At 63.8% G+C, this 24,075-nt stretch carries 14 protein-coding genes; 13 read left to right on the top strand and 1 reads right to left on the bottom strand.

Going from position 1 to position 24,075, the window contains the following annotated elements:
• The first annotated feature begins 54 nt into the window (after positions 1-54).
• From ACFFJ6_RS23055 to ACFFJ6_RS23015, 9 genes are all read left to right on the top strand, one after another.
• A complete protein-coding gene (locus ACFFJ6_RS23055) occupies positions 55-1,002 on the top strand; it encodes a 2-hydroxyacid dehydrogenase (protein ID WP_378392335.1) in 948 nt (315 codons plus the stop codon).
• A 711-nt stretch (positions 1,003-1,713) separates the two neighbouring features.
• Complete coding sequence (rplJ, locus tag ACFFJ6_RS23050) at positions 1,714-2,232, top strand: 50S ribosomal protein L10 (RefSeq protein ID WP_054163761.1); 519 nt, start codon at positions 1,714-1,716, stop codon at positions 2,230-2,232.
• A gap of 55 nt (positions 2,233-2,287) precedes the next feature.
• Entirely contained in the window at positions 2,288-2,665 is a 378-nt protein-coding gene (rplL, locus tag ACFFJ6_RS23045) for a 50S ribosomal protein L7/L12 (RefSeq protein ID WP_378392333.1), read from the top strand.
• A 539-nt stretch (positions 2,666-3,204) separates the two neighbouring features.
• Positions 3,205-7,329, top strand: a complete 4,125-nt coding sequence (gene rpoB / locus ACFFJ6_RS23040; RefSeq protein ID WP_378392331.1) for a DNA-directed RNA polymerase subunit beta — start codon at positions 3,205-3,207, stop codon at positions 7,327-7,329.
• A gap of 145 nt (positions 7,330-7,474) precedes the next feature.
• Positions 7,475-11,677 (top strand): DNA-directed RNA polymerase subunit beta', encoded by a 4,203-nt coding sequence (gene rpoC, locus ACFFJ6_RS23035; RefSeq protein WP_378392329.1) that lies wholly within the window; start codon positions 7,475-7,477, stop codon positions 11,675-11,677.
• Between the two features lie 247 nt (positions 11,678-11,924).
• Positions 11,925-13,004: a helix-turn-helix transcriptional regulator gene (locus ACFFJ6_RS23030; protein WP_378392327.1), complete on the top strand. Its 1,080-nt coding sequence runs from the start codon at positions 11,925-11,927 to the stop codon at positions 13,002-13,004.
• A gap of 102 nt (positions 13,005-13,106) precedes the next feature.
• Complete coding sequence (locus ACFFJ6_RS23025) at positions 13,107-13,793, top strand: hypothetical protein (RefSeq protein WP_378392325.1); 687 nt, start codon at positions 13,107-13,109, stop codon at positions 13,791-13,793.
• A 378-nt stretch (positions 13,794-14,171) separates the two neighbouring features.
• Entirely contained in the window at positions 14,172-16,226 is a 2,055-nt protein-coding gene (locus ACFFJ6_RS23020; protein WP_378392323.1) for an FAD-dependent oxidoreductase, read from the top strand.
• Positions 16,227-16,357: 131 nt separating this feature from the next.
• Positions 16,358-18,442: an ABC transporter ATP-binding protein gene (locus ACFFJ6_RS23015; RefSeq protein ID WP_378392321.1), complete on the top strand. Its 2,085-nt coding sequence runs from the start codon at positions 16,358-16,360 to the stop codon at positions 18,440-18,442.
• Positions 18,443-18,622: 180 nt separating this feature from the next.
• On the opposite strand, the gene ACFFJ6_RS23010 is transcribed toward ACFFJ6_RS23015, so the two are convergent.
• A complete protein-coding gene (locus ACFFJ6_RS23010; RefSeq protein ID WP_378392319.1) occupies positions 18,623-19,510 on the bottom strand; it encodes a hypothetical protein in 888 nt (295 codons plus the stop codon).
• A gap of 866 nt (positions 19,511-20,376) precedes the next feature.
• On the opposite strand from ACFFJ6_RS23010, the gene rpsL reads away from it, so the two are divergent.
• From rpsL to ACFFJ6_RS22990, 4 genes are all read left to right on the top strand, one after another.
• Complete coding sequence (gene rpsL / locus ACFFJ6_RS23005) at positions 20,377-20,748, top strand: 30S ribosomal protein S12 (RefSeq protein ID WP_025588683.1); 372 nt, start codon at positions 20,377-20,379, stop codon at positions 20,746-20,748.
• 15 nt (positions 20,749-20,763) lie between these two features.
• Positions 20,764-21,234, top strand: coding sequence for a 30S ribosomal protein S7 (rpsG, locus tag ACFFJ6_RS23000; protein WP_378392316.1), 471 nt, complete (start codon positions 20,764-20,766; stop codon positions 21,232-21,234).
• A gap of 30 nt (positions 21,235-21,264) precedes the next feature.
• Positions 21,265-23,337 (top strand): elongation factor G, encoded by a 2,073-nt coding sequence (gene fusA, locus ACFFJ6_RS22995; RefSeq protein WP_378392314.1) that lies wholly within the window; start codon positions 21,265-21,267, stop codon positions 23,335-23,337.
• A 39-nt stretch (positions 23,338-23,376) separates the two neighbouring features.
• The coding region (locus ACFFJ6_RS22990; protein WP_378392312.1) for an elongation factor Tu at positions 23,377-24,075 on the top strand (699 nt) is incomplete at its 3' end.

Raw genomic sequence — 24,075 nt, 5'->3', positions numbered from 1 at the left:
GTCCGCCCTTTGCTTTGCGTCCACCAGTCACAACAACAAGAAAAGGAGAGCCGCGTGGCCGACAAGGTTCTGGTGTTCTCGCGCTTTGCGAAGTCGATGCTGGCGCGGTTCGGGGAGAAATTCGAACTGCTGGAGACCGGCGGCAAGCCGGCGAATGAGGTGTTCACCGCCGACCAGCTGGGGGAGGTGCGTGCGCTGATGACCATGGGGGCCCAGCCGCTCGGCCGCGAGACGTTCGACCTGCTGCCGTCGCTCGGCGCGGTCGTCTGCTACGGCACCGGCTATGACGGCGTCGACCTGAAGGCCGCTGCAGAGCGCGGCCTCGTCATCGGCAACAGTCCGGCCGCGAACGCTTCCGCGGTGGCGGATTTGGCGATGACGTTGCTATTGGCGCTGATGCGCCGAGTGATTCCGGCCGACGCCTATCTGCGCAGCGGTGGCTGGTCCGGCGCCAAGCCGTCGCCGCTACTGAAGCCGCCGCGCGGCATGACGGGCGCCAAGGTCGGCGTCTACGGCATGGGCGAGATTGGCCGGAAGATCGCGGCACGTGTCGCCGCGTTCGAAACCGAGGTCGCCTATCACAGCCGCAGCCGGCACGACGTGCCCTATCGCTATGTCGGCGATCTCGGTGAATTGGTCGACTGGTGCGACGTGCTGCTGATCGCCGTCCGCGCCGGTCCGGACACCCAGCGGATCATCGACGCATCGATGCTGAAGCGGCTCGGCAGGGACGGCGTGCTGATCAACATTTCGCGCGGCTCGGTCATCGACCAGCCGGCGCTGGTCGCCGCGCTTGCCGACGGCACGATCGCAGGCGCCGGCCTCGACGTGTTCGAGCAGGAGCCCTATGCGCCGGACGCGCTCAGCGAGTTGCCGAACGTGGTTCTGACCCCGCATATCGGCGGCCACACCCTCGACGCCCACGTCGCGATGCAGGACTGCGTCATCGCGAATCTGTCCGCGTTCTTCGCGGGGCGGGAGCTGCCCTACAAGGTCGAGTAGGGATCGTGATCGGGCACGGCGTTCGCTGCCGGACGCCAGCGTCAGCTTTCGGCGTGAACCTGACATAGATACCGCAAAAACCTGAGCCTTAAGCGAGCGTTAGACTAGTCGGTTAAGGATGGGTTTCATAAGGACAGGCCCCTGCATAAAAGATGCCGTTTCTATGGAAACAGCCTTGGCAAGTCGGAAAAGACTCGTTAAACAGCCTCTTCCGGGCGTGCTGGCCTTGCTGGCGCGCCCGTGCGCGCATTCCGATTACCCGTATCGACAGGAGCCCCGTCCTTCAAGTCATCCACGTCAGGATAACGCGAAGGAAGGGAGGATTGTCGTTGCGGTGGGAGTGCGGGCAGGGGTCGTAGGAAGTGGAGCCGGTTCGCCGGTGCTGTTTTCGACCGATCCTGGTCCTGTCCAAGACTGCAGGTGCCGACGTCGAAACATCATGTTTCCTCAGAGGCTTAATCGAATGACCTGCATAGACGGGTGAAAACCGGATTTTGTGCCCTGCTGCATGGTAGGGCGCGGAGTGGGTTCGAACCTCGACACCCCGCGCGGGCAACGGCTTCGGCTGGCGTCCGATCGGGAGGGCAGGCTTAAGATTCGTTATGCCCCGGGTGTCTGAAGGCCGTGTGTCTTGTGGATGGTTTGGGGCAGGACGAAGGGTGCAACCCGGCGGTCCTGTTCGCAGAGACCGCCAACCGGAAAGAGCTTGCTGTGGATAGAGCGGCAAAGAAAGAGGCGGTCGATTCGCTGAACGGTCTGTTCCAGACCACCAGCGTTGCGGTCGTCGCTCATTATTCCGGCCTCACCGTGGCCCAGATGCAGAAGCTGCGTCAGCAGATGAAGCAGGCGGGCGCGTCGGTGAAGGTCTCGAAGAACCGTCTCGCCAAAATTGCTCTTGAAGGCACCGACGTCGTTGCCATCGGCTCCCTGCTGAAGGGGCCGACCGTGATCGCGACTTCCGACGATCCGGTGGCGGCGCCGAAGATTGCCGTCGAATTCGCCAAGGCGAACGAGAAGTTCGTCATCCTCGGCGGTTCGATGGGCAAGACTGTCCTGAACGTTGACGGTGTGAAGGCTCTGGCCTCGCTGCCGTCGCTCGACGAACTGCGTGGCAAGCTGGTCGGCCTTCTGGTCGCGCCGGCCACCAAGATCGCGCAGCTCTCGACTGCTCCCGCGGCCAAGGTCGCGCGTGTGGTTCAGGCCTATGCCTCCAAAAGCGAAGCGGCCTGACGCTTCAATCTCATTCAACCCTGGTTCGAACTGATACCCGTAAGGAACTGATTCAATGGCTGATCTGCAGAAAATCGTCGACGACCTGTCGAGCCTCACCGTGCTCGAAGCCGCCGAGCTGGCGAAGCTCCTCGAAGAGAAGTGGGGCGTGTCCGCTGCCGCAGCCGTGGCGGTTGCCGCTGCGCCGGGCGCTGGTGCTGGCGCCGCTCCGGCCGAAGAGAAGACCGACTTCACGGTCGTGCTCGCCTCGGCTGGCGACAAGAAGATCGAAGTGATCAAGGAAGTCCGCGCGATCACCGGTCTGGGTCTGAAGGAAGCCAAGGACCTCGTCGAAGGCGCTCCGAAGCCGCTCAAGGAAGGCGTTGCCAAGGACGAAGCCGAGAAGATCAAGGCCCAGCTCGAGAAGGCTGGCGCCAAGGTCGAACTCAAGTAACCGCAGGTTACTCGCGTTCAATCCCCGGGCGGAGCTTAGCGACACCCGGGGATCTGCCCCAGCGACGGATGGCCGGGTCAAGGCCTGCTATGCCGGACGGGGCGAAATGCTCAGCGGTTGGGGCCGGTTCGCCGGCCCCGGTCGCGGCGGGCGGGAGCGGAGGAGCCGCTGCTTCCGGATGGCCGTCACAGGAATGTGTGGTGAGGAGTGGGGATCGCCCCTCGAATCTTCACATTGCCGTCCCATATTGGTCCGGCAGCACGAAAGCGCAGGCGCGATGGATATGGTAACATTCCGCGCAGCCTTTGGGAGAATCGGCAATTTCGGGCTTTTTCGGTCTGTGACGTGATGGTTTGGACGGGCGGGTGCGCTAGCGCCCCGCACGTCGTTTTGCGTTCGGGATTCGTGCTGTATGATTTTAGGATTTAGTTCCTGACATTCAGTTCCTGAATTTCGGATGTGCGGTAATTCAACCCGGGGGCGGTGCGTATCGCGCCTCGGAAGGTTCGCCCCGCCGGGCGACGACATGAGAGGCCACGATGGCGCAGCAGACGTTCACCGGTCGCAAACGCGTTCGCAAGTTCTTCGGTCACATCCGGGAAGTCGCCGAGATGCCGAACCTCATCGAGGTTCAGAAGGCGTCTTACGACCAGTTCCTGATGGTCGCCGAGCCTCCCGGCGGTCGGGAGGACGAGGGCCTGCAGGCGGTGTTCCGGTCGGTGTTTCCGATTTCGGACTTCTCTAACGCCTCGATGCTGGAATTCGTTCGCTACGAATTTGAGCCGCCGAAGTATGACGTCGACGAGTGCCGCCAGCGCGGCATGACCTATGCCGCGCCGCTGAAGGTGACGCTGCGCCTCATCGTGTTCGATATCGACGAGGAAACCGGCGCCCGTTCGGTGAAGGACATCAAGGAGCAGGACGTCTACATGGGCGATATCCCGCTCATGACGATGAACGGCACCTTCGTGGTCAACGGCACCGAGCGCGTCATCGTCTCGCAGATGCATCGTTCGCCGGGCGTGTTCTTCGACCACGACAAGGGCAAGACCCATTCGTCGGGCAAGCTGCTGTTCGCTGCCCGCGTCATCCCGTATCGCGGCTCCTGGCTCGACATCGAGTTCGACGCCAAGGACATCGTGTTCGCGCGTATCGACCGTCGCCGCAAGATTCCGGTGACGTCGCTGATGTTCGCCCTCGGCCTCGACGGCGAAGAGATCCTCAGCACCTTCTACAAGAAGATCCTCTACAAGCGCACCAAGGATGGCTGGCGTGTTCCGTTCGACGCCAACCGCTTCCGTGGCTACTCGACCGTCAACGACCTGATCGATGCCGACACCGGCAAGGTCGTGCTCGAGGCCGGCAAGAAGCTGACCGTCCGCGCTGCTCGCCAGCTGCAGGAGAAGGGCCTCAAGGCGCTGCGCCTGTCGGACGAGGAGCTGGTCGGCAACTATCTGGCCGAGGACCTGGTCAACCCGAAGACCGGTGAGATCTACGCCGAAGCCGGCGAGGAGATCACCGAGAAGTCGCTGAAGGCGCTGAACGAGGAGGGCTACAAGGAACTGCCGCTCCTCGACATCGACCACGTCAACGTCGGCCCGTACATCCGCAACACCTTGGCGGCCGACAAGAACATGACCCGCGAGGACGCGCTGTTCGACATCTACCGGGTGATGCGCCCGGGCGAGCCGCCGACGCTGGAGTCCGCGCAGAACATGTTCCAGTCGCTGTTCTTCGACAGCGAGCGCTACGACCTGTCCGCGGTCGGTCGCGTCAAGATGAACATGCGCCTCGACCTCGATGCGCCCGACACCCATCGCACGCTGCGCAAGGAAGACATCCTGGCGGTGATCCAGACCCTGGTCGGTCTGCGCGACGGCAAGGGTGAGATCGACGACATCGACCATCTCGGCAACCGCCGTGTGCGTTCGGTCGGCGAGCTGATGGAGAACCAGTACCGCATTGGTCTGCTCCGCATGGAGCGGGCGATCAAGGAGCGGATGTCGTCTGTCGATATCGACACGGTGATGCCGCAGGACCTGATCAACGCCAAGCCGGCGGCTGCCGCGGTGCGCGAGTTCTTCGGTAGCTCGCAGCTGTCGCAGTTCATGGACCAGACCAACCCGCTGTCGGAGATCACCCACAAGCGCCGCCTGTCGGCGCTTGGCCCGGGCGGTCTGACCCGCGAGCGCGCCGGCTTCGAAGTCCGCGACGTGCATCCGACGCACTATGGTCGTATCTGCCCGATCGAGACGCCGGAAGGTCCGAACATCGGCCTGATCAACTCGCTCGCGACCTTCGCGCGCGTGAACAAATACGGCTTCGTCGAGACTCCGTATCGCAAGGTCAAGGAAGGCCGCGTCACCGACGAGGTCGTCTACCTGTCGGCGATGGAAGAGGGTCGCTACGCGGTCGCTCAGGCCAACATCTCGCTCGACGCCAAGGGCCGCTTCACGGACGACCTGATCGTCTGCCGCGCAGGCGGCACGCGTGACGTCGTGCTGATCCCGGCCGACCAGGTCGACTACATGGACGTGTCGCCGAAGCAGCTCGTTTCGGTCGCCGCGGCGCTGATCCCGTTCCTCGAGAACGACGACGCCAACCGCGCGCTGATGGGCTCGAACATGCAGCGCCAGGCGGTGCCGCTGGTTCGCGCCGAGGCGCCGTTCGTCGGCACCGGCATGGAAGGCGTGGTCGCGCGCGACTCGGGCGCGGCGATTGCCGCACGCCGCACCGGCGTCATCGACCAGATCGACGCGACCCGTATCGTCATCCGCGCCACCGAAGATCTCGATCCGACCAAGTCGGGCGTCGATATCTACCGGCTGATGAAGTACCAGCGCTCCAACCAGTCGACCTGCATCAACCAGCGTCCGCTGGTGAAGGTCGGCGATCATGTGGCGAAGGGCGACATCATCGCGGACGGTCCGTCGACCGACCTCGGCGAACTCGCGCTCGGCCGCAACGTGCTCGTCGCGTTCATGCCGTGGAACGGCTACAACTTCGAAGACTCGATCCTGCTCTCCGAGCGAATCGTGAAGGAAGACGTCTTCACCTCGATCCACATCGAGGAATTCGAAGTGATGGCCCGCGACACCAAGCTGGGTCCGGAGGAAATCACGCGCGACATTCCGAACGTTTCGGAAGAAGCGCTGAAGAACCTCGACGAAGCTGGCATCGTCTACATCGGCGCCGAAGTTCGCGCCGGCGACATCCTGGTCGGCAAGATCACGCCGAAGGGCGAAAGCCCGATGACGCCGGAAGAAAAGCTGCTGCGCGCCATCTTCGGTGAAAAGGCCTCGGACGTTCGCGACACCTCGCTGCGGGTGCCGCCGGGCGTGCAGGGCACCATCGTCGAAGTCCGCGTGTTCAACCGGCACGGCGTCGACAAGGACGAGCGTGCGCTGGCGATCGAGCGGGAAGAGATCGAGCGTCTCGCCAAGGACCGCGACGACGAGCAGGCGATTCTCGACCGTAACGTCTACGGCCGCCTCGCCGACCTGCTCGACGGTCGTCAGGGCGTCGCCGGTCCGAAGGGCTTCAAGAAGGACACCAAGATCACCCGCGCGGTGCTCGAGGAGTACCCGAAGTCGCAGTGGTGGCTGTTCGCCGCCCCGAACGACAAGCTGATGGCCGAGATCGAGGCCATGCGGAAGCAGTACGACGAGTCGAAGAAGGGCCTCGAGCAGCGCTTCCTCGACAAGGTCGAGAAGCTGCAGCGCGGCGACGAACTTCCGCCCGGCGTGATGAAGATGGTCAAGGTCTTCGTCGCGGTGAAGCGCAAGATCCAGCCGGGCGACAAGATGGCCGGCCGCCACGGCAACAAGGGCGTGGTGTCGAAGATCGTGCCGATCGAGGACATGCCGTTCCTGGAGGACGGCACTCACGCCGATATCGTGCTGAACCCGCTCGGCGTGCCGAGCCGCATGAACGTCGGTCAGATCCTCGAGACGCATCTCGGCTGGGCGTGCGCCGGTCTCGGCAAGCGCATCGGCGAGGCGATCGACTCGTACTATCAGCGCGAGGATCTCAAGCCGCTGCGCGAAACGCTGCGGAAGATCTACGGCGACGACGAGACCATCAAGTCGCTCGACGACAAGGAACTGGTCGAGCTCGGTCGCAATCTGAGCCACGGCGTTCCGATTGCAACGCCGGTGTTCGATGGCGCCAAGGAAGCGGACATCGAGGAGATGCTGAAGCTCGCGGGCTTCGACGCCTCGGGTCAGTCGACCGTCTACGACGGCCGCACCGGTGATCAGTTCGATCGTCGCGTGACCGTCGGCTACATCTACATGCTGAAGCTGCATCACCTCGTGGACGACAAGATCCACGCCCGGTCGATCGGTCCGTACTCGCTCGTCACCCAGCAGCCGCTGGGCGGTAAGGCGCAGTTCGGTGGCCAGCGCTTCGGCGAAATGGAGGTGTGGGCGCTCGAAGCCTACGGTGCCGCCTATACGCTGCAGGAAATGCTGACGGTGAAGTCGGACGACGTCGCCGGCCGCACCAAGGTGTACGAGGCGATCGTGCGCGGCGACGACACGTTCGAGGCCGGTATTCCGGAATCGTTCAACGTGCTCGTCAAGGAAATGCGCTCGCTCGGTCTCAACGTCGACCTGCACAACTCCAAGCTGGGCGTTCCGCCCCCGGCCGAGGCTGCCGAGTAACACGATGCGTCAGACCCGGCGGGACGCGCGACAGCGCGCGCCCCGGCCGGGCGTCCCCGCCGCGCAGACGCGATGCGCGCGGTCGGGAGCTGCCTCAGACATTCGAATTTGCTGCCGGTGACGATCGGTACGCGAGGAGAAGACGATGAACCAAGAGATTATGAATCTGTTCAATCCGACGACGCCGGCTCAGGTCTTCGACCAGATCCGGATTTCGATCGCGTCGCCGGAGAAGATTCTGTCGTGGTCGTACGGCGAGATCAAGAAGCCGGAAACCATCAACTACCGCACCTTCAAGCCGGAGCGCGACGGCCTGTTCTGCGCCCGCATCTTCGGGCCGATCAAGGACTACGAGTGCTTGTGCGGCAAGTACAAGCGGATGAAGTACAAGGGCATCATCTGCGAGAAGTGCTCGGTCGAAGTGACGCTCAGCCGCGTCCGTCGCGAGCGCATGGGCCACATCGAGCTGGCCGCGCCGGTCGCTCACATCTGGTTCCTGAAGTCCTTGCCGTCGCGCATCGGGCAGCTGCTCGACATGACGCTGAAGGACCTCGAGCGGATCCTGTACTTCGAATACTACGTGGTGCTGGAGCCGGGTCTGACCTCGCTCAAGGAGCGTCAGCTGCTGTCGGAGGAAGAGTACCTCCGCGCCCAGGACGAATTCGGCCAGGACAGCTTCACCGCCATGATCGGCGCCGAGGCGATCCGCGAATTGCTGAAGGGTCTCGATCTCGAAAAGATCGATGCGCAGCTGCGTGTCGAGATGGCCGAGACCGACTCCGACATCAAGCACAAGAAGCTCGCCAAGCGCCTGAAGATCGTCGAGGCCTTCCGCTTCTCCGGCAACAAGCCGGAGTGGATGATCCTCACCGTCGTGCCGGTGATCCCGCCGGACCTGCGGCCGCTGGTGCCGCTCGATGGCGGCCGGTTCGCGACGTCCGACCTGAACGACCTCTATCGCCGCGTCATCAACCGTAACAACCGGTTGAAGCGCCTGATGGAGCTGCGCGCGCCGGACATCATCATCCGCAACGAAAAGCGCATGCTGCAGGAAGCTGTGGACGCGCTGTTCGACAACGGCCGTCGCGGCCGCGTCATCACCGGCGCCAACAAGCGTCCGCTGAAGTCGCTCGCCGACATGCTGAAGGGCAAGCAGGGCCGGTTCCGTCAGAACCTGCTCGGCAAGCGCGTCGACTATTCGGGCCGTTCGGTCATCGTCGTCGGTCCGGAGCTCAAGCTGCACCAGTGCGGCCTGCCGAAGAAGATGGCGCTCGAACTGTTCAAGCCGTTCATCTATTCGCGGCTCGACGCCAAGGGTCTGTCCACGACCGTGAAGCAGGCGAAGAAGCTCGTCGAGAAGGAACGTCCCGAGGTTTGGGACATCCTCGACGAAGTCATTCGCGAGCATCCGGTGCTGCTGAACCGCGCGCCGACGCTGCATCGTCTCGGCATCCAGGCGTTCGAGCCGGTGCTGATCGAGGGCAAGGCCATCCAGCTGCACCCGCTGGTCTGCGCCGCGTTCAACGCCGACTTCGACGGCGACCAGATGGCCGTGCACGTCCCGCTGTCGCTTGAAGCGCAGCTGGAAGCGCGCGTCCTGATGATGTCGACCAACAACATCCTGCATCCGGCGAACGGCCAGCCGATCATCGTGCCGTCGCAGGACATCGTGCTCGGCCTGTACTACCTGTCGATCATGCGGGAAGGCCTGCCGGGCGAGGGCAAGGTGTTCGGTGACCTCGCGGAGATGGAGCACGCTCTGTTCTCCAAGGTCATCCACCTGCACACCAAGATCAAGTATCGCTGGGACTCCCTCGACGACGAGGGCAAGCCGTACCAGCGGCTGATCGAGACCACCGCCGGCCGCATTCTGCTCGGCCAGGTGCTGCCGAAGTCGGTGAAGCTGCCGTTCGAGGTCATCAACAAGCTGATGACCAAGCGCGAGATCTCCGGCGTGATCGATCAGGTCTATCGTCACTGCGGTCAGAAGGAGACGGTGATCTTCTGCGACCGCATCATGGCGCTGGGCTTCTTCAACGCGTTCAAGGCGGGCATTTCGTTCGGCAAGGACGACATGGTCGTGCCGGCTTCGAAGTGGAAGATCGTCGACACCACCCGTACGCTGGCGAAGGACTTCGAGCAGCAGTACAACGACGGTCTCATCACCCATGGCGAGAAGTACAACAAGGTGGTCGACGCCTGGTCGAAGGCCACCGAGGAAATCGCCAAGGAGATGATGAAGGAGATCTCCGCGATCCGGAAGAACGCGGATGGCGCGGACAATCAGGTCAACTCGATCTACATGATGGCTCACTCCGGCGCGCGTGGTTCGCCGGCGCAGATGCGTCAGCTCGCCGGTATGCGCGGCCTGATGGCCAAGCCGTCGGGTGAGATCATCGAGACGCCGATCATCTCGAACTTCAAGGAAGGCCTCTCGGTTCTCGAGTACTTCAACTCGACCCACGGTGCCCGTAAGGGCCTCGCGGACACCGCGCTGAAGACCGCGAACTCAGGTTACCTGACCCGCCGTCTCGTCGACGTGGCGCAGGACTGCATCATCACCCAGGATGATTGCGGCACCTCGCTCGGCATCAAGATGCGCGCGATCATCGACGCCGGCACCGTGGTGGCCTCGCTCGGCTCGCGTATTCTCGGCCGCACCGCGGGCGAGGACGTGCGCGATCCGAACACCAACGAGGTGATCATCCCGCGCGGCACGCTGATGGAAGAGCGTGACGTCGAGGCGATCCAGCAGGCCGGCGTGCAGGAAGTGAAGATCCGCTCGGCGCTGACCTGCGAGCTGGTCAACGGCATCTGCGGCAAGTGCTACGGGCGCGATCTCGCCCGCGGTACGCCGGTCAACCACGGCGAGGCGGTCGGTGTCATCGCCGCGCAGTCGATCGGTGAACCGGGCACGCAGCTGACGATGCGTACCTTCCACATCGGCGGTGCGGCGCAGATCAACGAGCAGTCGGTGATCGAGTCGAACTTCGAAGGTAAGGTCGTCATCAAGAACCGTGCGATCGCGCGGAACGGCGAGAACCACAACGTTGCGATGGTCCGCAACATGGTGGTTGCGATCGTCGATCCGGACGGCACCGAGCGTGCGACCCACCGCATCCAGTACGGCGCGCGCATGCACGTCGACGAGGGCGATCAGGTGAAGCGCGGCCAGCGCATCGCCGAGTGGGATCCGTACACCCGGCCCATCCTCACCGAGGTCGAGGGTACGATCGATTTCGAGGATCTGATCGAAGATCAGTCGATCTCGGAAACGCTCGACGAGTCGACCGGTATCGCCAAGCGTATCGTCATCGACTGGCGCTCGAGCCGTGGTGGTGCGGACCTGCGTCCGGCCATCGTGGTGAAGGGCAAGGACGGCAAGGTGCTGAAGCTGGCCCGCGGCGGCGACGCCCGGTACATGCTGTCGGTCGATGCCATTCTGTCGGTCGACATCGGCGCCCAGGTGAAGCCCGGCGACATCCTCGCGCGTATCTCGACCGAGAGCGCGAAGACCCGCGACATCACCGGCGGTCTGCCGCGGGTGGCGGAACTGTTCGAGGCCCGCAAGCCGAAGGACGCCGCCATCATCGCGGAAATCGCCGGCACCATCCGGTTCGGCCGCGACTACAAGAACAAGCGTCGGATCTCGATCGAACCGATGGACAAGGAAGAAGAGGCGCGCGAGTACCTGATCCCGAAGGGCAAGCACATCCACCTTCAGGACGGGGACATCGTCGAAAAGGGCGACTTCATCGTCGAAGGCAACCCGGCGCCGCACGACATCCTGGCGATCAAGGGCATCGAGGAACTCGCTGCCTACCTGGTCAACGAAATCCAGGAGGTCTACCGACTGCAGGGCGTGTTGATCAACGACAAGCACATCGAGGTGATCGTTCGCCAGATGCTGCAGAAGGTCGAGATCACCGACCAGGGCGAGACCGACATGATCTCCGGCGAACAGATCGACAAGATCGAGTTCGACGCGATCAACGCCAAGGCGAAGGAAGAGGGCAAGAAGATCGCCACCGGGACTCCTGTTCTGCTCGGCATCACCAAGGCGAGCTTGCAGACCCGGTCGTTCTTCTCGGCGGCCTCGTTCCAGGAGACGACCCGCGTGCTCACCGAAGCCGCCGTCAACGGCAAGGTGGACCCGCTGGAAGGCCTCAAGGAAAACGTCATCGTCGGCCGGCTGATCCCGGCGGGCACCGGCGCTTCGATGGCCAAGATCCGCGAAGTCGCGCTCAAGCGCGACCGGCTGATCCTCGACGAACGCGAGAAGCAGGCGACCATCGTGCCGCCGGCCACGCCGGAAGCCGAGCCGTTGCAGTTGCCGCCGGCGGAATAAACGCCGTCCGTCAAAGCACCACATCGAAAAGGCCGGGATCGCTCCCGGCCTTTTTCTTTTCTTGTTCCGGTGGCCGTGGAACCGACGAAGTGCCGCGTTCTTGGCCGGGGCAATCCGGTCGAAGCGAAGAACGCTCTCTTCGCAGCTGCGGGGATACCGGTTGCATTCCGCTTCAAACGCGAACTACTCTAAGTCGCCGATTGCAGATTGCTCGTCATACTCATCGTTATTGCTCGGAGCCAAAACCTTGGATCTCCTGCAGTATATCGACGGCATCTACGAAGCAGCCGTCGTCCCGGAGAAGTGGCCGGACGTCCTCGGGGCGATGTCGCGGGAAGTATCCGGCGACGGCGCTGTCTTGTTCACGTTCGCTCGGGCTGACATGTCGTGGACGACGTCGTCCGACCTCAGGGCAACCTTCATCGAGTTCTTGCGCGACGGGTGGGCGGCGATCAATCCACGTCCCGTCCGGCTGTCGGCCGCCAATCACCCGGGCTTCGTTCGCGACAGCGATTTCTTCACCGCGGAGGAGTTGGACAGCGATCCGGTCTACGCGTTCTATCGGAGCCGGGGCATCGGCTGGGCCGTCGGTACGATGCTCGACACGCCGTCCGGTGACTCGATCGTGTTTTCCTTCGAGCGCGCCTTCGCCAAGGGCCCTGTCCCCCTCGACGTCGTGCACGGGTTCGATCTGATCCGGCCGCATCTGGCTCGCGGCGCCTTGCTGGCGGCGCGGATCGGGCTCGAACAGGCGCGGTCGATGGCCAACACACTCCTGGCGCTCGGCCTGCCTGGCGGTGTGCTCGACCGTCGCGGCCGTCTGGTCGCCAGCAACGCGTTGCTGGATGCGCTCGTCCCTTTGACGCTGCAGGATCGGCGGCACCGGCTCGTCCTATCGGACCCGATCGCGGATGGGGTGTTTGAGGCTGCGATCGGCAGCCAGGCCGGACAGGGGCGCGGGGGCCGGTCGATTCCGATCGCGGCGGCGATCGGCCGACCGGCGATGATCGTGCACCTGCTGCCGATATCCGGCGTCGCCAATGATGTGTTTTCGGTCGGACGATCGCTGCTCGTAGTGACTCCGATCGACCGGGCGGCGGTGCCCAATGCGGAAGTCATTCAGGGGCTGTTCGACCTGACACCGGCCGAGGCCAAGGTTGCGCGCAGCATCGGAGAAGCCCGCTCGGTCGAGGACATCGCGGTCGCCCAAGGCCTCTCCCGCGAAACCGTTCGGGCGCAGTTGAAAGCGGTGATGGCGAAAACCGGCGTGTCCCGGCAGCAGGAACTGATCAGTCTGCTGGCTGGGCGCCAGCTGCCGTTCGGCTGACAGCTGTTTGCCTCGCTGAAACGCCGAGGCGGCACCCATTTGGGTGATGCGATCGTCCTCCTGCACCTGCAAATTAATTTCCCCAAACGGTGCGGAGTCAGAATGCAAGCCTCCGATTTTGTCAGCAGGTCTCCGTCTGTTGCCCATGCCCGGACGACGGACGCGGATCTTGCTCTCGCAGGATGGCCGGAACCGTCCAAGCAATCGACGGACCCGGCGATCCACGTCGTTCGCTCGGCGGCAGACCTCTCGCAAATCGGCCGGCTTCGCTTTGCGCTGTCCTGCGAGGGGATCGTGGCACCAGGTGCTGCCGATCATGGCAGTCCCGCACTGATCGAGCCGGTCGATCACCGCAGCATGATCCTGGTCGCGGAGTGCTGCGGCGAGGCGGTGGGGACCATCCGGCTGACCCGCGCGGCGGATGCGGCCGACGACCCACATCTCGGCCTGCTGCTCGAACTCGCCACACCTGGCGATCCGAACGCGACGATCGTCATGTCGCGCTTCGCGGTGAGGTCTGATGGGGGCGCTCAAGCGCTGATCGTGCCGCTGCTGCTTCAGGCTTACCGCAGTGCCTATCTGGCCGGAGCGGCCCAAAGTTTCATGGCGGTGCCGACGCGGCTGGTCCCGACCCTGGCGGCCCGCGGTTGGCAATGGATCGGGCGCACCTTCCTGGACCTGGAGGCCGGGACCATGCATGTCCTCCGGCACGATCGGCTCGATCTGGACCGCCTGCAGATGACCAACTCGCCCCTCGCCAGCGTCGCGGGCGACTTCCTCCGACGCTGAGGCGGCGCAGCCCCGCGCGAGCCTGCCGCCAACCGGCTACCTCCGGCTCCCGTCGTTGGCGGCAGAGGGCCTTGGATCCTCGCTTTGGGTCGTCTAGAAGGGGGCTCGGCGCAGCGCGGGAGCTTGCCGTTTTTGATTGCATGGCAGGCTTTTAGGCCGGTTCTCACGGTCCGTTCATCTTTCCTTCAGGTGAAAAGCGCCTTGCTGTTCATGAACGACGCGATCCTTCCGGCAGGGGCGCCGGTTCGACGTCAAAATCAGCCTTAACGCATTGATCTCAAGCTGATTTTCGCAGAGAATCGAATCCACCCGATCGCCGGCTGCGGATCGGGTTTGGCGGCGCGGCACACGGCCTGCGCCATGCGTTGAAAGACCGAGATGTTTGACCTTGCAATCGTTGGTGGCGGCCCGGGCGGCCTGATGAGCGCCTGGTACTTGAAGAAGAAACTCGGCCCATTGTGCCGGATTACGATTTTCGAAGCATCCGACCGGCTGGGCGGCAAGATCGTCTCCCGCACCTTCGACACCGCGCCCGCGCTGTACGAGGCGGGCGTTGCCGAACTGTACGACTACTCGATGACGGGACCGGACCCGCTGCGCGAACTCGTGCAGCATTTCGGCCTGCAGACCATCCCGATGGACGCCGAGCAGGTGCAGCTCGACGGCGAGCTGCTGAATGACGTGCCCGGGATGCGCAAGAAGTACGGCGACAAGACCGCCGACGCGATCCTCGCCTTCCGCAAGAAGTGCTCCGAGCAGATCAACCCCGTCGGTTACTATGAGGGCGTCGGCGCGCAGGACAACGAGCACCCCTGGGCTTGGGAGAACTGCGAGCAGCTGCTCGACAAGGAGATCGACGATCCGATCGCCAAGCGCTTCATCAAGGTGATGGCCAAGTCCGACATCGCGACCGAGTGCCACAATACCAACGGCCTCAACGCGCTGAAGAACTTCGTGATGGATATCGACGGCTATATCGGCCTGTATTCGATCCAGAACGGCAACGAGCAGCTCATCGAAGGGCTGCGCTCCGAGGTCGATGCCGAGATCCAGCTCAATCACCGCGTCCTCAAGGTCGGCAAGACCGAGAGCGGGCGCTACGAGCTGAACATGATGAACGGCAAGGGGCCGGAGACGCGCGATTTCGATCTCGTGCTGATGTGCCTGCCGCACAACTGGCTGGCGACGCTGGCGTGGGGCAGCGAGCAGCTGCGCAAGGCGATGGTCAAGCACGTCGCTTATTTCGACCGGCCGGCACACTATCTGCGCATCTCGCTGCTGTTCGACTCGCCGTTCTGGGGCGACAAGATTCCGGGCTCCTGGTTCATGTCGGAAGCCTTCGGAGGCTGCTGCGTCTACAACGAAGGCTCGCGTCACGACGTCGGCAAATACGGCGTGCTCAACTTCCTGGTCGCCGGCTCGGACGCGCTGGCGTTCTCGAACCTCACCGACAAGGAACTGATCGATCTCGCGCTGAAGTCGCTGCCGGCCGCGATCGGCGACGCCCGCGATCACTTCATGGAAGGCAAGACGCATCGCTGGCTGTCGTCGGTCAACTGCATCCCCGGCGGTTTGCCGGTGCGTGACGTGATGACCAATCATCGGCCGGAGCCGAAGAACCATCCGGGCTTTGTCGTGGTCGGCGACTACCTGTTCGACTCGACCCTGAACGGCCTGCTCGACTCTTCGGATGCCGCGACCGACATCATCGTCACCGAGACGATGAAATTGCGCCGGGCGCGGGCGCTCGCCGAAAAGGCGGTGTCCGACAAGATCGACGCGTCGTATTTCGAGAATTATCGCAACCATGGCCCGTATCGCGACGTCTGGCAGCAGTTCACCAACCCGGACTACCTGCTGGAGATGATCAGGACGGTCTGGGACGTCCCGCAGGGCGCCAAGCTGCTGGTCGCCGGCTCGGCGAGCGGCGAATTGGTCGGCGCGCTGCGTGACCGCGGCATCGACGCCTGGGGCGTCGAGAACAACCGCGGCATCTTCGCCAAGACGCCGGAGGCGCTGAAGCCGTACAACAAGTTCGGCTCGATCGCCGAACTGCCGTTCGAGGACGGCGAGTTCGATTTCGTGTTCGAGACCAGCCTGTGCCACGTGCCGGAAGCGCGTGTCGTCAAGGCGATCCGCGAACTCAACCGCGTCACCCGCACCGGCGTGGTCTTCGGCTCCGTCACCAGCGACATGGACCCCAAGGTGGTCGACCGCTACGACCTGCTGCGCGCGGTGAAGAAGCTCGGCACCTGGTGGGAATGGTCGGAGCTGTTCTTCAACAATGGCTTCGACCTGTCGATGCATCGCAAGGATTGCAGCGATCAGCTCTGGGAAGCCACGCTGAAGGCCGGCAAGGGCCCGGGGCAGTGGTACGGCGACGCGGACAGCCTGCGCTATTCGTTCTTCGACAAGGTCGACGACGAAGAATGAGCACGAACGGCTTGGCCGGACCTGCTGACATCGCATAAGGATTGCGGCGCCGTGGCTCGAACGAGTCACGGCGTCGATCATTTTCGTCTCCAGCCAGTTCGTCGCCCGCCGGCCAGCAACGGTTCCGCTTCATGACGCGCAAGCCACCCGCCAATCCTCCCGCCGATGGCGGCGCTCAGTCTCCGGCGGCGCCGCCGGCAGGGGAGCCGGCTGCGGAGGGCGCCGCGGCGTCACCGCTTGACGAGAAGTTCGCCATACCGGTCGGCGCCGTGGCCTCGCCGGTGCCGGGTGGCAAGTCGCCGGTGAAGCAGATCGTCCAGGACAAGACTCCGCCGGCGCCGAAGGCTGCGGCCGACGACGGGGATGACGAAGACGACGAGGACGATGACGACGACGAGGAACTCGTCGTCTTCACGGCCCGCGAGGCCGCCGGCGCGCTGGCGACGATTGCGCATTTCGTCCGGCCGATCCTGCCGAACTATCGGAAGATGATCGCGATCGTGATGTTCGGCGTCGTTGTCGAGACGCTGTTCAACGTCATCATGCCGCTCAGCCTCAAGTTTCTGATCGACGACGCGCTCGGCGAGGAGGACTTTCAGGAACTCTACAAGATCCTGTCGATCCTCGCGATCGCCGGCGTCATTACCTCGATCGTGGCGGTCTGGTACGAACGCTGGGACGCGCGACTCGCCGCCTCGGTGATCACCGATGTGCGCAACAGGCTGTTCGAGCACGTCCAGCGCCTCCCGGCCGGCTATTTCGCCCGCACCAAGCGCGGCGAGACGCTGTCGCGGTTCTCGATCGACATGGCGGCGTTCGAGAATGTCGTCGAGATCTTCGCCAACACGGCGATGCTGCCGCTGCTCGAGCTGGTCGCCGGCATCATCCTGATGCTGTTCCTGAACTGGCAGCTTGCCGTCGTGGCGCTGCTGATCTTCCCGATCACGCTGATCGGCCCGCGAATCCTGACGCCGAAGGCCGTGCAGGCCAACTACGAGCAGAAGGTTCAGGAGGCCGGGCTGCTCGGCATGGTGCAGGAGAACGTCGCCGCGCAGGCGGTGGTCAAGGCTTTCAGCCTGCAGCGCAAGATGTTCGGCTTCTTTACGCTGCGCAACAACGCCACGCGCAACAAGATCGCGGAGGCGGTGTTCCTGCGCTCGATGGTCGAGCGGTCGGTGACGGTCGCCGTGCTGCTGCTGCACCTCGTGGTGCTGGCGATCGGCGCCTATCTCGCCACCAAGGGCCAGATCACGGTCGGCACCTTCGTCACCTTCGAGAGTGCGTTCTGGGAGGTGTCCTACAACATCGCCCATCTGATGCAGTTCATCCCGGTCGCGATCCAGGCCGCGGCCGCGGTCCGCCATATGGAAGAGCTGCTCGACGAGCCGACCCCGATCGCCGACCGGGCAGGGGCGGCGGTGTTGCCGCGCATCACCGACAACATCGCCTTCGAGCGCGTGACCTTCAGCTATGAGGGGGCCGAGCAGCCGGTGCTGGACAATCTCAGCCTGAAGCTGAAGGCCGGCAGGACCATCGCGATCGTCGGCCCGAGCGGTTCGGGCAAGAGCACGCTGCTCAACATGATCCTGCGGCTGTATCAGCCGGACGAGGGCCGCATCAGTATCGACGGCGTCGACGTTCGCAAGGTCACGTTGGACTCGCTGCGCCAGAGCATGGCGGTCGTGTTCCAGGAGAACATGCTGTTCAACATGTCGATCCGCGACAACATCCGGCTCGGCAAGGAAGGCGCGACCGACGAGGAGGTGGTCGAGGCCGCGAAGAAGGCCGAGATCCACCGCTACATCATGAGCCTGCCGGACAAATACGACACCCAGGTCGGCGAGCGCGGCGACACGCTATCCGGTGGTCAACGCCAGCGTCTCGCGATCGCCCGCGCCATCGTCCGCGACCCCTCTGTGCTGCTGCTCGACGAGGCGACCTCGGCGCTCGACCAGACGACCGAAGCCGCGATCAACAAGACGCTGCTGAAGCTGGCCCGCGGTCGCACCATGATCTTCTCGACCCATCGGCTGACGTCGGTGGTCGAGATGGACGAGATCATCGTCATCTCCGGCGGCCAGGCGATCGAGCGTGGCTCGCACAAGGAGCTGCTCGCCAAGAACGGCGTCTATCGCAAGCTGTGGGACGACCAGAAAAACCGCGGCTATGACGATGATGAAGACGATGACGACGAGGATGATGACGACGAGGAGTGAGAGCCCTCCGCCGTCCGGTCTCAGCGAGATGTAGCCTAATCGCTAAACCGGAACGTTCCGATTTCCGTCATGGCCGGGCTGGTCCCGGCCATCCACGGGTTCCGGCAGCCCGCAGCGCCTGGTCCCAGTCAGCCGCGCGTCCTCGTCATGAGATTGGGCCTGCTGTGGGCCGCCGCGTCCTCAGTTCTTCGTCAGATAGAGCGGCGCGCGCAGCGTGAGCTGATAGGCGGGTTTCGGCGTCCAGGATATCTGCGCGGTGAGGCCGAACAGGCGGTTGTCGTCGTCATCCATTTTGTCGAGGTCGAACCGGACGATCGGCTGGGTGAAGGCGGCCAGCGGCGTCAGATTGACGAGCCGGGCGCCGCCGAACGATTGCATGCCGACGCGGCCGGTCGCTTTCCAGTTGTTGTCCCACTGATAGAAACCGCCGAGCCAGCCAACCCAGTTGGGGCGGATCTCGGCGCGGTCGGCATCGATCGCTGTCAGCGTCGACTGCACGCCGGCGAGCAGGCCGCGATGCTCCTCGGCGTCGAGCCCGTAGCTGGCCTCCAGGATCGTGTTGAGCGAGGTGGTGGCGAGCGGGCCGGACGGCACCGCTCGGGTCAGCGTCGTCTGCAGCGTCAGCGTCGGGATCGAACCGCCGTCCTGCCGATAGATGTCGGCCTGAACGCCAGCGCTCCAGCTCGTGATCGCGACGGCGCTCCAGTCGAGATCGCCGGCCTTCGAGGCAGTGGCGCTGAAGCCGCCGTACAGCGAAACGCGGTCGTTGACGTCGACGGTCAACGGGACGTCCAGTGCAACGCCCTGGCTGGCCGGGAGGGACGGCGTCGGCCGGGTGGTCAGTTCCGACAGCTGCGATAGCAGCCCGGAGGGATTGCTGAAGCCGATCGCCAGCACGCCGGCCGGCACTCGGGCATAGGACGTGCGCAGGTCGAGATAGACTTGGGGCGCGGCCGGCTTGGCCTCGTCATCCGCGTCGTCGTCGCCCGCCAAAGCATGCACGGGCAGGGCGACAGCCGCCAGCGCGAGCAGGCCGGCGCAGGCACGGCCCGCGTGTCGCACTGTCATGTCGAGTCCCGCAGCATGAAGCGCATCGGCCTCTGGTCACGACAGTAAGCACGGCCCTGCACTCGCTTGCAATCGGTGGTGGCGTTCATCCGGGGGGTAGTATCTAAAATGGTGCAGATTGGAAGATATGCAATTTAAAGTTGGTTCGATGGGCGTGCGGCTACCGGGATGAGATCCAGGTCACGAATCGTTCACCAAACTCAGGCAAAGAGTTACGCGACTCGGTGCAACTGCCGCTGTTGCGCGTTGCGATTCTCCGCCGAATCCGGCGCAAGAGGTCGAAATCGTTCGCCCGCCACACGTCGCGATCCCCCGCTGGGCGTCCTTTTCGGCCGCTCCGGGCGATGCTAGAAGTCCCCGTGCGATAGGCATTTCCTGCTCAGAGGGCAGGGGCCCTGCGATGACGTGATAACGTCATCAAGCACACGGTTTGGCCTTGACTTGCAGGTGCCGTACCGATAAAAACCGCGCACTTCAAGACAGGCGGTGAGCTTCGCCAACGTCGGAACGGATCACCCGGACGTCCCTCGCGGATTTCGGGCACCAACCTCGACCCAAGACGCTCAAACGCTGTCTCTATAAGCCAGGCAATGCCAGGACGTTCAGCGTTCTCTCGAGCAGTTTTCTCCTGAGGGCGGTTTTGGAAGCATGACCTCGGTACGGGCCGGCCAGCATCCGCTGACCGGGTTGTTGCTGCGGTCCTCTGTTGCATGGAAGCGCTTTCCGCTCAGCGATGAGTGGCTGGCGCAATTTCGCTTTGCGTGGTCGGACGTGTCCGATCGGGTGAGGCGGCCGCTGGGGCGGGTGCCCCGAATGAATTTGCGAAACTCTCGAAGTTTCGCGCGAAGCTAAGGGTGAAGGCGAAGATGCCGACGATCAACCAGCTGATCGCAAATCCGCGCGCGGTGCAGAAGTCGCGCAAGAAGGTTCCGGCGCTGCAGCAGTCGCCGCAGAAGCGCGGCGTGTGCACTCGCGTGTACACCACGACGCCGAAGAAGCCGAACTCGGCGCTTCGTAAGGTCGCCAAGGTTCGGCTGACCAACGGCTTCGAGGTGATCGGCTACATCCCGGGTGAAGGCCACAACCTTCAGGAGCACTCGGTGGTGATGATCCGCGGCGGCCGCGTCAAGGACTTGCCGGGCGTGCGCTACCACATCCTCCGCGGCGTCCTCGATACCCAGGGCGTCAAGAACCGTAAGCAGCGCCGTTCGAAGTACGGCGCGAAGCGTCCCAAGTAAGCGGGGAGAGGATTCATGTCCCGTCGTCACGCTGCCGAAAAGCGCGAAGTTCTCCCGGATCCGAAGTTCGGGAACATCATCGTCACCAAGTTCATGAACTCGGTGATGTACGCCGGCAAGAAGTCGGTTGCCGAAGGCATCGTCTATGGCGCCTTCGATCTGATCGAGGCCAAGACCAAGCAGCCGCCGCTCGGTGTGTTCGAGCAGGCGCTCGACAACGTCATGCCCTCGATCGAGGTTCGCTCCCGCCGCGTCGGTGGTGCGACCTACCAGGTGCCAGTCGAAGTTCGCTCCACCCGCCGTCAGGCGCTGGGCATTCGCTGGCTGATCGCTGCCGCGCGCGGCCGCAACGAAAAGACCATGACGGAGCGTCTGTCGGCCGAGCTGCTCGACGCCTCGAACAACCGCGGCAACGCCGTGAAGAAGCGTGAAGACGTGCACAAGATGGCGGAAGCCAACCGCGCGTTCTCGCACTATCGCTGGTAACGGCGAAGCAACGGAATCAAGGAAGACGTCATGCCCCGCGTTCACGCCATCGAGGACTACCGCAACTTCGGCATCATGGCCCACATCGATGCCGGCAAGACCACGACGACCGAGCGCATCCTCTATTACACCGGCAAGAGCCACAAAATCGGCGAAGTGCACGAAGGTGCCGCGACGATGGACTGGATGGAGCAGGAGCAGGAGCGCGGCATCACCATTACGTCGGCCGCGACCACCGCGTTCTGGAACGGCAAGCGTCTGAACATCATCGACACTCCCGGCCACGTCGACTTCACCATTGAGGTCGAGCGTTCGCTGCGTGTGCTCGACGGCGCCGTGTGCGTTCTCGACTCCAACCAGGGCGTCGAGCCGCAGACCGAGACCGTCTGGCGCCAGGGTGACAAGTACAAGGTTCCGCGCATCGTCTTCGCCAACAAGATGGACAAGACTGGCGCCGATTTCTTCAAGTGCCTGCAGGACATCATCGACCGCCTCGGCGCCAAGCCGGTTGCGATCCAGCTGCCGATCGGCGCTGAGAACAACTTCAAGGGCGTGATCGACCTGGTCCGCATGAAGGCCGTGGTCTGGGACGACGAGTCGCTCGGCGCCAAGTTCCACGACGCCGACATTCCGGCTGATCTGGTCGATCAGGCCAACGAATATCGCGAGAAGATGATCGAAGCCGCCGTCGAGCTCGACGACGACGCGATGGGCGCGTACCTCGAAGGCACCATGCCGGACGAGGCGACCCTGAAGCGCCTGATCCGCAAGGCGGTGCTGACCGGCGCGTTCTATCCGGTGCTGTGCGGCTCGGCCTTCAAGAACAAGGGCGTGCAGCCGCTGCTCGACGCCGTGGTCGACTACCTGCCGTCGCCGATCGACGTGCCGGCGATCAAGGGCACCGACGAAGCCGGCAACGAAGTCGTCCGCAAGGCCGACGACAAGGAGCCGCTGGCTCTGCTCGCGTTCAAGATCATGGACGACCCGTTCGTCGGCACCATCACCTTCTGCCGCATCTACTCGGGCATCCTGCAGAGCGGCACCGGCGTGGTGAACTCGACCCGCGAGAAGAAGGAGCGCATCGGCCGCATGCTGCTGATGCACGCCAACAACCGTGAAGACATCAAGGAAGCCTATGCGGGCGACATCGTCGCGCTGGCCGGCCTCAAGGAAGCTCGCACCGGTGACACGCTGTGCGATCCCGCCAATCCGGTGATCCTCGAGAAGATGGAATTCCCGGAGCCGGTGATCGAGATCGCGATCGAGCCGAAGTCGAAGGCAGACCAGGAGAAGCTCGGCGTCGCGCTGGCGAAGCTGGCGGCGGAAGATCCGTCGTTCCGCGTGTCGACCGATCTGGAGTCGGGTCAGACCATCCTCAAGGGGATGGGCGAACTGCATCTCGACATCAAGGTCGACATCCTGAAGCGCACCTACAAGGTCGATGCGAACATCGGTGCGCCGCAGGTGGCGTTCCGTGAGCGCATCACCAAGAAGGCCGAAGTCGACTACACCCACAAGAAGCAGACCGGTGGTACCGGTCAGTTCGCTGCGGTGAGCTTCGTGGTCGAGCCGAACGAGCCGGGTGGCGGCTACGTGTTCGAGTCGAAGATCGTCGGCGGCGCGGTGCCGAAGGAATACATCCCCGGTGTCGAAAAGGGCATCGAGAGCGTGCTGTCCTCGGGCGTGGTCGCGGGCTTCCCCGTGGTCGACGTCAAGGTGCAGCTGGTCGACGGCAAGTATCACGACGTCGACTCGTCGGCGCTGGCCTTCGAAATCGCTTCGCGTGCCGCGTTCCGCGAGGCGCTGCAGAAGGGCAAGTCGGTTCTGCTGGAGCCGATCATGAAGGTCGAAGTCGTGACGCCGGAAGACTACACCGGCTCGGTGATCGGCGACCTTAATTCGCGTCGTGGCCAGATCCAGGGCCAGGACATGCGCGGCAACGCCAACGTCATCAACGCGATGGTGCCGCTCATGAACATGTTCGGTTACGTGAACAACCTGCGCTCGATGAGCCAGGGTCGCGCGACCTTCACGATGCAGTTCGACCACTACGCGGAAGCGCCGGCCAACGTGTCGGCTGAAGTCCAGAAGAAGTTTGCCTGATTGTCGCCGGCGTAAGCCGCGACTGAACGGAGAAGAGCGATGGCCAAAGCAAAGTTTGAACGTACCAAGCCGCATTGCAACATCGGGACGATCGGTCACGTCGACCATGGCAAGACGTCGCTGACTGCGGCGATCACCAAGGTTCTGGCGGAGACGGGCGGTGCGACGTTCACGGCCTATGACCAGATCGACAAGGCGCCGGAAGAGAAGGCGCGCGGCATCACGATCTCGACCGCCCACGTCGAGTACGAGACGCAGAACCGCCACTACGCGCACGTCGACTGCCCCGGCCACGCCGACTACGTGAAGAACATGATCACCGGCGCGGCGCAGATGGACGGCGCGATCCTGGTGGTGTCGGCGGCCGACGGCCCGATGCCGCAGACCCGCGAGCACATCCTGCTGGCCCGTCAGGTCGGCGTGCCGGCGCTGGTGGTGTTCCTGAACAAGTGCGACATGGTCGACGATCCGGAACTGCTCGAACTGGTCGAGATGGAAGTGCGCGAGCTTCTGTCGAAGTACGACTTCCCGGGCGACGACATTCCGATCGTCAAGGGCTCGGCGCTGGCTGCGCTCGAGAACTCCGATCCGAAGCTCGGCCACGACGCGATCCTCGAGCTGATGAAGCAGGTGGACGCCTACATCCCGCAGCCGGAGCGTCCGATCGACCAGCCGTTCCTGATGCCGGTCGAAGACGTGTTCTCGATCTCGGGCCGCGGCACCGTGGTGACCGGCCGT

It is taken from the genome of Rhodopseudomonas telluris (genome assembly GCF_042432815.1).
GTDB lineage: Bacteria > Pseudomonadota > Alphaproteobacteria > Rhizobiales > Xanthobacteraceae > Rhodopseudomonas > Rhodopseudomonas telluris.
The sequence above is the reverse complement of the archived record's forward strand: the minus strand, read 5'-3'. Positions and strand labels throughout refer to the sequence as shown.